Below are 9,459 nucleotides of genomic sequence, written 5' to 3' on the forward strand. Positions count from 1 at the left end.
GGAAATCCTTGAGTAGGCAAAGCGCTGCGCAACGCTAACGCGACGCAGCGCGCGGCTCAGTATGCTGCTTGGTAGATCGCCAAGGCATCGGCCTCGGTCACTTCGCGCGGATTGTTGACGAGCAGGCGCTGCTGAAGCATCGCCTCCTTGGCCAGCTGCGGCAGCATGTCTTCCGGCACACAGGCATCGCGCAGGCGAGTCGGCAGGCCGACGCGAGCGCTCATCTGCTCGAACTCCTCAATCAGCTGTTCGGCGTAGGTAGTGGGATCGCCCGTACGCAGCCGGTCACCGAGGACGATCGGCGCCAGTTCGCCGTAGTGAGTGGTAGCCGCGCTGACGTTGAAGCGCAGTACCTGCGGCAGCACCAGCGCATTGGATAGCCCGTGAGGGATATGGAAGTTGCCGCCCAGCGGATAGGCCAGCGCATGCACAGCCGCCACTGGCGCGTTGGCGAACGCCTGCCCGGCCAAGCAGGCGCCGAGCAGCATCGCCTGGCGCGCCTCGCGGTTACCGCCGTTGTGCACCGCCTCGTCGAGATTGGCGGACAGCAGCCGCAGCGCTTCGCGGGCCAGCAGGTCGGACATCGGGTTCTTCTTCAGTGCGCTGGTATAGGCCTCGATGGCATGCACCATGGCGTCAATGCCGGTGGCTGCGGTGACCGCTGGCGGCAGGCCGAGGGTGAGGTCGGCGTCGAGCAGCGCCAGGTCCGGCAGCAGAAACGGCGAGACCACGCCCATCTTGGTCGTCTCGCCAGTGGTGATGATGGCGATCTGGGTGACCTCGGAGCCGGTACCCGCAGTGGTCGGCACCTGGATTAGCGGCAGACGCTGGCCCTTGGCGTTTCCCACGCCATAGATGTCCTGCAGCGATTGCGCACACGCTGGATGCGCTAACAACGCCACCAGCTTGGCGACATCCATCGAGCTGCCGCCACCGAAGCCGATGACCAGATCGGCACCGCATGCTTTCGCCTGCTCGACCGCAGCCATCACGATATTTTCTGGCGGATCGGCGATGACCTGATCGTAGACCGCAACTGCCAGGCCTTCACTTTCGAAGCCAGGCAACACCTCGTTGAGCAGGCCGAAGCGGGTGATGCCGGGGTCGGTCACCACCAGCACCGAACCCGCGCCGCGCTCCTTGCAGAGGCCGGCCAGCCGGCGCGACGAGCCGGGTTCGCAGATCAGTTGAGCGGTTGTGGCAAAGCTGAACGGATGCATCGGTGCCTCCTGTGTCGAATATTGGGCTCTCCTGGCGGAGGCGCTTGGTTGCCTAAGGCATCCCGGTGCTGCTCTATCCGGGGCTGATGGGTTTCACGATTCCGATCAAAAAGCGAAATCCGTCTCCGGCAACGCCATCAGACATCCTGCTCCGCCCTGAATCGCTTCCCGATGCGCACTCGCCCGCGGCAGGACGCGACGCAAATAGAAGTCCGCACTGGCCAGCTTGGCCTGATAGAACGCCTCTTCGCCGGCGCCCTGCTCCAGCGCATCCTGCGCCCGCGCCGCCGCCTGCAGCCACAGCCCGGCCAACAAGACATAGGCCGAGCACTGCAGAAAGTCCACCGACACTGCACCGATCTGCTGCGGATCACGCCCAGTCGCGGCGATTATCTCGGCGCTCAGCTCGCGCCACTCGCCGATACGCGCCTGCACCTTGCTGGCCATTTCATGCAGTGCCGGCCGATCGATCTGCTGGTCGCAAATCTCGCTGAACTCCGCCTGCAGCGCCGACAGCTCCGCGCCGCCATCGCCGAGCAGCTTGCGGCGGATGTAATCGAGCGCCTGGATGCCATTGGTGCCCTCGTAAAGCTGCGTGATGCGGCTGTCACGCATCAGCTGCTCCATGCCCCACTCACGGATATAGCCGTGCCCGCCATAGACCTGCACGCCCAAGCTGGCGACCTCCTGGCCCATATCGGTGAAGAAGGCTTTGACGATCGGGATCAGCAACGCCGCGCGCTTGCTCGCCGCCTTGCGATAGCCTGGTTCGGGATGGCCGTGTTCCAGATCCAGCTGCCGCGCGCAGTACGCCGCCAGCATGCGGCTGCCTTCCACCAGCGTCTTCTGGGTGAGCAGCATGCGCCGCACGTCCGGGTGAACGATGATCGGGTCGGCGACCTTGTCCGGATGCTGGATGCCTGCCAGCCCGCGGGATTGCAGGCGTTCACGGGCATAGGCCAGCGAGCCCTGATAAGCCTGCTCGGCGATGCCCAGGCCCTGCAGGCCGACCTGGAAACGTGCGTCATTCATCATGGTGAACATGCACGCCAGGCCCTGATTCGGCTCGCCGACGATCCAGCCGGTCGCCCCATCGAAGTTCATCACGCAGGTGGCCGCACCCTTGATGCCCATCTTGTGCTCGATGGCGCCGCAGCTCAGTGCGTTACGCTCGCCCGGCGTACCGTCGGCATTGGCGATGAACTTGGGCACCAGCAGCAGACTGATACCCTTCACCCCGGCCGCGCATCCGGAAGGCGTGCCAGCACTAGATGCACGATGTTCTCGCTCATGTCGTGCTCGCCGCCGGAGATGAAGATCTTGCTGCCGCTGACCTTGTAGCTACCGTCCGCCTGGGGTTCGGCCTTGGTGCGCAGCAGCGCGAGATCCGTGCCGGCCTGCGGCTCGGTCAGGCACATGGTGCCGCTCCAGCTGCCGCTGACCAGCTTCTCCAGATAGGCATTCTTCAACTCGTCGCTGCCGTGCTTGTACAGCGCCAGCACCGCACCCTCGGTGAGCCCGGAGTAGATGCGGAAGGACAGCGAGGCGCCCATCAGCATCTCGTGGAAATTGCAGGCCACCAGTTGCGGGAAGCCCTGGCCGCCATACTCGGTCGGCCCAGTCATGCTCGCCCAGCCGTTATCGACGTACTGCCGGTATGCCTCGACGAAGCCCTGCGGCGTGCGGACCTCGCCGTTTTCCAGGGTCACGCCTTCTTCGTCGCTGTTGCGATTGAGCGGTGCGATCTCACCGCCGGTGTAGCGCGCGGCTTCTTCCAGCACGCCGTCAATCAGCTCGCGATCCAGGCCGTTGCCCAGCAACTCGCAATGGCCAGTGGCGTCGAACAGCTCGTGCAAGACGAAGCGCATGTCACGCAGGGGCGCCTTGTATTCCATGCTCAAGCCTCCTTCTTGTAATCGACGAAACGGCCACCGAGGGTGGCCAAGCTGTCGATCAGCTCGGCAGGCTGCCAGTGCTCGCCGTGACGCTCGGCCAAGGCGTTGAGGCGATCACGAATGGCCGGGAGCCCCTGGCGATCGGCCCAAGTCATCGGCCCACCAACTTCGGCGGGAAAGCCGTAGCCGTAGAGATAGACGGTGTCGATATCGGCGCTGGACTCGGCCATGCCTTCCTCGAGGATCTTCGCGCCTTCGTTGACCAGTGCCAGCAGGCAGCGCTCAAGGATCTCCTCGCTGCCAATCTCGCGACGCTGGAAGCCAAGCCGCTCGGATTCGCGCTGCACCAGCGCATCCACCTCCGTATCGTGCTCGGCCTGACGGCTGCCCTCGGCGTAGCGGTAGTAGCCCATGCGCGACTTCTGGCCGAAGCGGCCGAGCTCGCAGAGGCGATTGTCGACCTGCACCTCGGGCTCATCCTGCCCTTTGCCCGCCAGCTCCCGGGCGCGCCATTCCAGATCGATGCCGACCACGTCGTACATGCGGAACGGCCCCATGGCAAAACCGAAGCCCTGCAGCGCGGCGTCCACCTGATGCGGATAGGCGCCTTCGAGTAGCATCATCCGCGCTTCACGGACATAGGTGGCGAGCATGCGGTTGCCGATAAAGCCTGGGCAGTTGCCGGCGATCACGCTGACCTTGCCCATGCGCTTGCCGAGTTCAGTGGAGGCGTCGAGCACGGCTTTGGAGGTCTTCGCGCCGCGGACGATCTCCAGCAGCTTCATGATGTGCGCCGGGCTGAAGAAGTGCAGGCCCACCACCTGTTCCGGGCGCCCGGTGACAGCAGCAATGGCATCGATGTCCAGCGCCGAGGTGTTGCTGGCAAGGATGCCGGCCGGCTTCACGATGCCGTCCAGCTCGCGAAAGATGTTCTGCTTGAGTTCGAGATTCTCGTACACCGCCTCGATCACCAGATCCACGTTCGCCAGCGCCTGATAGTCGGCGGCCTTGCTGATGCATGCGCGGCGCGCTTCGGCCTGGGTTTCGTCGATGCGCCCCTGCCGGACGTTATGCGCGTAGGTATCGGCGACAACGCCCACCGCCTGTTCGAGCATCTCGGGATTGTTGTCCAGCCACAGCACCTGCACACCGGCGTTGGCCAGGCTCATGACGATGCCGCGGCCCATGGTGCCCGCGCCGATCACGGCGGCGGTCTGGATATCGAAGCGGGTTTGGCTCATTGCAGCTGTCCTCGTCGCAAGGCGGAAAAAACTGGAGACCAACCATAGACGAAGACGATACTATTTTTGAAATTTAGTCTTGTGATGTTTCAGATTCACCAAATGAATATCTACAATTTTGACCTCAACCTCCTCCGCGTGCTTGACGCTTTGCTTCGCGAACGCAACGTGTCCCGCGCTGCCGAGCGGCTCTCGCTCAGTCAACCGGCGGTCAGTAACGCACTCAACCGTCTGCGCGAACTGCTCGATGATCCGCTGCTGGTACGGGTCGGGCGCGCCATGCAGCCCACCCCACGCGCGCTGAGCCTGGAGGTGCCGATTCGTGATGCGCTGCAGCAGATCGAACATACACTGAACGCCGGCGATTTTTTCGATCCCACCACCAGCCGCCAGCGCTTCGTCATCGCCGTGACCGACTACGTCGAACTGATCTGCATGCCTTCGCTAATGGCCCATCTGGCGAGTGTGGCGCCGGGCATCCAACTGGCGATTCAACACCTGACCCCGAGCCTGCCCGCGGCGGCGCTGGATGACGGCGAGCTGGATCTGGTACTAGGCCGTTTCGTCGATGTGCCGACGCGTTTCCACACCCGCCGCTGGGCCAGCGAGACACTGCAGGTCGCGGTGCGCAAAGGGCATCCGTTGATTGGCAAGACGCTGAATCTCGACGCATTTCTGCGCCTGCGTCACCTCTGGGTCCATGGCGGCCAGACGCGTGGCATGGTCGATCAATGGCTGGAAGACCAAGGACTCAGCCGCGACGTCGTCTATACCACGCCCAACTACCTACAGGCCGCCCATATCGTCGCCAGCAGCGACCTCGCCGCAGTCCTCCCAACCCAGCTCGCCCGGCATTTCGCCCAGCTGCTGCCATTACAACTCCTCGATCTACCCTTCGATCTCGGCACTTTTCAGCTGGACATCGTCAGCGTCGCTCAGCGTGAACGGGATGCAGCGCTGCAGTGGCTGATCGAGCAAATCGCGGCCATCGCCGTCACTGATGTTCTACCTCGGCAACACCAAGGCCACCGTCAACCGCGGGCGTCGAGGTCTTAACGGTCAGCGGGATGAGAGCAGCTGCAAACGACGAGCAAGTCACCGCCGTACGCGCCATGGTTAATGAATCTGATGTCTCGTTTTCAACAGTGAACTGACGTAGATAGCTAAACGGAACGGCCCGTTAAAGCCAGGCCTACGAAGAGCGACCGCTTCGGTGCGCTTAACCGACCGATGGCCCTCTTTAGCCAATACTGATATTTAACAATCGCTTATCTGTGATCTGGATGACGAATATGGCCGCTAATTATTTATTCAATGCAAGCAGAACGATATATATCTGTACTTATATCTTTACTTGCGTATATTGCGCCTCACTGCTTCGCAATTAACACTTCGACACCCGGTTTGATGTTTCTCAGTTTCATCTCCTCGGTTCGTTTTGCTTCTCGCTTCTCAGTCTCGGCGCCGAATGTTCAGTGCTGCAGCCTAAAAACACCTCGGAGATACATCATGTCTACTCGTCAAACCGGCACCGTTAAATGGTTCAACGATGAAAAAGGCTTCGGCTTCATCACTCCAACCGATGGCAGTGAAGACCTTTTCGTTCATTACCGTTCAATCGAAAGCGCGGGCTTCAAAAGCCTGAGCGAAGGCCAGGCGGTCTCTTTCATGGCCACTAAGGGTCAGAAAGGGATGCAGGCCGATCAGGTACAAGTCTCTTAAGACGCCTGATATGAAAAGCCCCGTTTCGGCGGGGTTTTTTTGCCTTAAATAAACGCAGCGCAAATGCCTTTCTATATTGAGGATCGCATAGCGGCTATCGCCTCATGACTTACGGCTCGAAACCCCAGAAAATGTCCCACGCTGTATGGCTGGCCCGTACGCATGATGCGACATGAGAGGAGCCGATCGAACGTGGGGCTAGACGACGCATACAGCTTTGTCAGGACACAAAAAAACCCGCCGAAGCGGTTTTTTCTGACCGTATCGAATCCTTTCGAGTGCCGTCCTGGCGGTGGTCGATCTTCCTGATCCTGAGCGCGTCCTGCGCTTCAGAGTGGGTGTAGATTAATCATTCGCTTCGATTAACCAAAGCGGTGATCAACGCGATTTCTTGTAAGCCTTTCGCTATAGCGCATGCACTCATCTACCTCAGAACGATAGCCGCTCTGCCGAGAACTCAAGGCGCTTAAGCACCGAGCCAGAAGCCTAGCGGCATAACTTCGTGGAGTTTGTGCCTCCCCGCTCCGGCTGATGTTCGTACGAGTCCAACCGGAAGCGTCAGCCGCAGCCAATAACCGTGGGTTTAATGTGTATTAGTCATTCCGACCGACACCGCCTCGCTGGATCAGCGAGGCTTATGGTAATGACTGGCGTCCCAATATTTCGCCAGGAGTGGAAACGCCGGGCCGCGCCAGCCACGTCGGAGCAGCTGCTTGGCAATCAGCATGTTCATGATTCGATGCCCCACGAGGAGCACACTATCATGCGCTTCGGCCAGTTGAATCAGTTTGTCCCCAGCGGCGCTAGCACGCCGGCCCGATTCGCCAACATGCTCGGTATGATTGGCGAACCCATAGAACCAGGCTGCGCGAAATGCTACCCGCCAGATACGCGACGGCATTAACGGAAGGGACCAATCGGGGTATGGCAGGTGCGCCTCGGCGAATAGGGGGTCGGGTTCTTGTGAGCATTCGCAGCTGAGGCAGGAACGAGATTCCACGCAGCGCAACAACGAACTGCACAACACCACTCCGACCGAGCCGGCGAGCTGCGCGAGTCTTTCAGGACACTCGCCAGCGGCTATGTTTGCCGCGTTGTAACGCTCCACCCAGGTTTTCATGCCGACGGGCGTGCTCCAAGGCGTGGCCGAATGGGCAGGCCGGCCGTGACGTACCAGGATGATCTGCATTCAAGGGAAGCCAACCGAAAATGAGGATAAGGGTTCGAAAGCCGCGCCGCCTGCCGGTTCCGCAATGGGGACAGGGCGCAGGACCCTCGAAAAGTTTCTCACCGCGTCGCTTAGATAAGCGGCTGGCTGGTATCGAAACCCCCGGTACCCCGCCCGTGGTTCTGGGCGGGGTCCGGAGCGCTTACTGCCGGTCGAGGGTGTCCTGCTTTGCCAGGAAATCTTCTTCAAGCATGGCGTCCTTGACGGCGCGCGGTTGCTCGTCGAGCAGCGGATCGTTGATTTCACTACTAGAGAGTACCTTGCTGTCCAGCTTGCCCATCAGGTGTTCCAGCGCATGACGCATCTTTTCCGCCGCGCCGTCGACTGCCAGCTGCAGCGATTCGGCTTTGTGAGTAACGGAAACAGCCTGATGTCCCTTGGGTCGCGCTTCGATCTGACAACGCTTGTCGTCGGCGCCGGCTTTCTGCGCATTCTCGTCGCTGACATGCACCTCGATTCGGGTGAGAAAATCGTCGAAGCGCTCCAACCGCTCCTCTACGGTCGAACCCACCCATTCATGCAGCTCGACACTACCGGGGATATGGTGGCTGTTGACTTGAACATGCATACGACTACTCCTGGTTTATGACGTACCTACTAAGGTTCGAGGCGCCTGCATCGCTGAGGTTCAGCGGCTTCGTCTACCTCGATTGTCGGCAAGGGGAGGATAGCCCGGACTGACTCAGATCAGGGAAGCGGAGCAAATGGGTGCAGAACACCCGGCATGCACCGTCACTACCACCCCACAGGTGCGGTTCGCTTCAGGTTACGCCGCGCTCTGCTATCTCGCCGGCACTGGCCACTGCCTGCGCGCGCGCCAAGAAACATACCCGCGTCACCGCATGCCACCGCACAGATGGTGCGGGACAAAAGGATTGGGGCATTGGCCCGTAAGGCCTTTATGTATGCATTTGAGCTCATTGCCCAAGCGATCGCGGCCACGTAGGCACGGTGTCGATGCTCTTCACCCAGTCGAGCTCAGGCATTCAGCGGCGCAAAAGCTATTTGCCACCCGGAGCGTACGAAGGCGTACTCGTCAACCCCCTCGCTCGATCATCGCCGCGGCTAGCATTGCGAAGTTCCATACGGCGCCCGACCGGGGGGAGCCCGCGTAACCGTCATCGGGTAGCTCCGATTCAGTGCCGGGCAGACACAACGGCCCCCTGCGCGCGCCGAGGGCTACCGCGTGATCTACGGTGACAGCGATTCCACTTCGTTTGGCTCAAGCGTGCCCACAGCGACGAAGACGCGTCGCGCATCGGTAAACATCCGACGCAGCAGATCAACGGCTCCCAGCGCGCGCCCTTTCGTACAACCGAAAAAGGACACCGGCTGCTTCGACAAACCCACTATTTTGCTGCCACACCCAAAACAGGGCGTGCGGTCGCGTCCAGCCTCGGAAGGCAGTGTCAAGGGTACTACGGGTGATTTGTAAAGAGTTCATGCCGCCCTAAGGCCGCTTCGGCCGTATCAACCCCTTCGGACAAGCCGCCAAGGTGGTGCTCGGAAGACGCTATCGGAAGGGCAAATGCTCAGGAGACGCCGGTTGCGATGGGGCAAATCAGCAGAAGAACTCGCCGCTAGGCGACCTATGGCTGGGCCGCTTTCTGAGCCCTGCTCGGTCGGGCATGCTGCCAGCCCCAGGAGCCGATCGACTTTTCTTTCGCGCAAAGACAAACCCCCGGCCATCTTTCGATGATCGGGGGTTTGGTGTAGAAGCTTGACGATGACCTACTCTCACATGGGGAGACCCCACACTACCATCGGCGATGCGTCGTTTCACTACTGAGTTCGGGATGGGATCAGGTGGTTCCAACGCTCTATGGTCGTCAAGCAATTTGGTTGGGGAGTCGGTGTTGAGTCGCTTCCCCTAATTGGGTATGTGATGGTGTTTCGGTGTTGCTTTCGCTTTGCGAGCGATGCGTCTTTTCGGTTTGTTTGTCGACTTCAACCGTCTGACACGCAAACATCAAATTGTTTGGGTGTTATATGGTCAAGCCTCACGGGCAATTAGTACAGGTTAGCTCAACGCCTCACAGCGCTTACACACCCTGCCTATCAACGTCGTAGTCTTCGACGGCCCTTCAGGGAGCTCAAGGCTCCAGTGAGATCTCATCTTGAGGCAAGTTTCCCGCTTAGATGCTTTCAGCGGT

General features: G+C 60.7%; 6 protein-coding genes, 2 rRNA genes and 1 pseudogene. 2 read left to right on the forward strand and 7 right to left on the reverse strand.

Annotation, left to right across the window (positions count from 1 at the left end; genetic code table 11):
* Nucleotides 1–56 precede the first annotated feature (56 nt).
* The 3 genes and pseudogenes from DQ405_RS03540 to DQ405_RS03550 form a co-directional block, all read right to left on the reverse strand.
* Nucleotides 57–1,220: an iron-containing alcohol dehydrogenase gene (locus tag DQ405_RS03540; RefSeq protein ID WP_168422958.1), complete on the reverse strand. Its 1,164-nt coding sequence runs from the start codon at nt 1,218–1,220 to the stop codon at nt 57–59.
* 105 nt (nt 1,221–1,325) lie between these two features.
* Nucleotides 1,326–3,115 (reverse strand): annotated as a pseudogene (locus tag DQ405_RS03545) (acyl-CoA dehydrogenase C-terminal domain-containing protein).
* 2 nt (nt 3,116–3,117) lie between these two features.
* Nucleotides 3,118–4,356 carry a 3-hydroxyacyl-CoA dehydrogenase gene (locus DQ405_RS03550; RefSeq protein WP_168422959.1) on the reverse strand — a complete coding sequence of 413 codons (1,239 nt, stop codon included), beginning with the start codon at nt 4,354–4,356 and terminating at the stop codon, nt 3,118–3,120.
* A 102-nt stretch (nt 4,357–4,458) separates the two neighbouring features.
* Here DQ405_RS03550 and DQ405_RS03555 point away from each other — a divergent pair, with 102 nt between their 5' ends.
* Both DQ405_RS03555 and DQ405_RS03560 read left to right on the forward strand, forming a co-directional pair.
* Nucleotides 4,459–5,412 carry a LysR family transcriptional regulator gene (locus DQ405_RS03555; protein WP_168422960.1) on the forward strand — a complete coding sequence of 318 codons (954 nt, stop codon included), beginning with the start codon at nt 4,459–4,461 and terminating at the stop codon, nt 5,410–5,412.
* A gap of 453 nt (nt 5,413–5,865) precedes the next feature.
* Nucleotides 5,866–6,078: a cold-shock protein gene (locus tag DQ405_RS03560; protein ID WP_168422961.1), complete on the forward strand. Its 213-nt coding sequence runs from the start codon at nt 5,866–5,868 to the stop codon at nt 6,076–6,078.
* 625 nt (nt 6,079–6,703) lie between these two features.
* On the opposite strand, the gene DQ405_RS03565 is transcribed toward DQ405_RS03560, so the two are convergent.
* The 4 genes from DQ405_RS03565 to DQ405_RS03580 all read right to left on the reverse strand — a co-directional run.
* On the reverse strand, nt 6,704–7,267 hold the full coding sequence (locus tag DQ405_RS03565; protein ID WP_168422962.1) for a histidine phosphatase family protein: 564 nt from the start codon (nt 7,265–7,267) through the stop codon (nt 6,704–6,706).
* Between the two features lie 181 nt (nt 7,268–7,448).
* Complete coding sequence (locus DQ405_RS03570) at nt 7,449–7,874, reverse strand: HPF/RaiA family ribosome-associated protein (RefSeq protein WP_168422963.1); 426 nt, start codon at nt 7,872–7,874, stop codon at nt 7,449–7,451.
* A gap of 1,150 nt (nt 7,875–9,024) precedes the next feature.
* A 5S ribosomal RNA gene (gene rrf / locus DQ405_RS03575) occupies nt 9,025–9,140 on the reverse strand.
* Between the two features lie 155 nt (nt 9,141–9,295).
* Nucleotides 9,296–9,459: ribosomal RNA gene (locus DQ405_RS03580) — 23S ribosomal RNA — on the reverse strand; the annotation flags it as partial.

Source organism: Pseudomonas sp. SST3 (assembly GCF_003325755.1).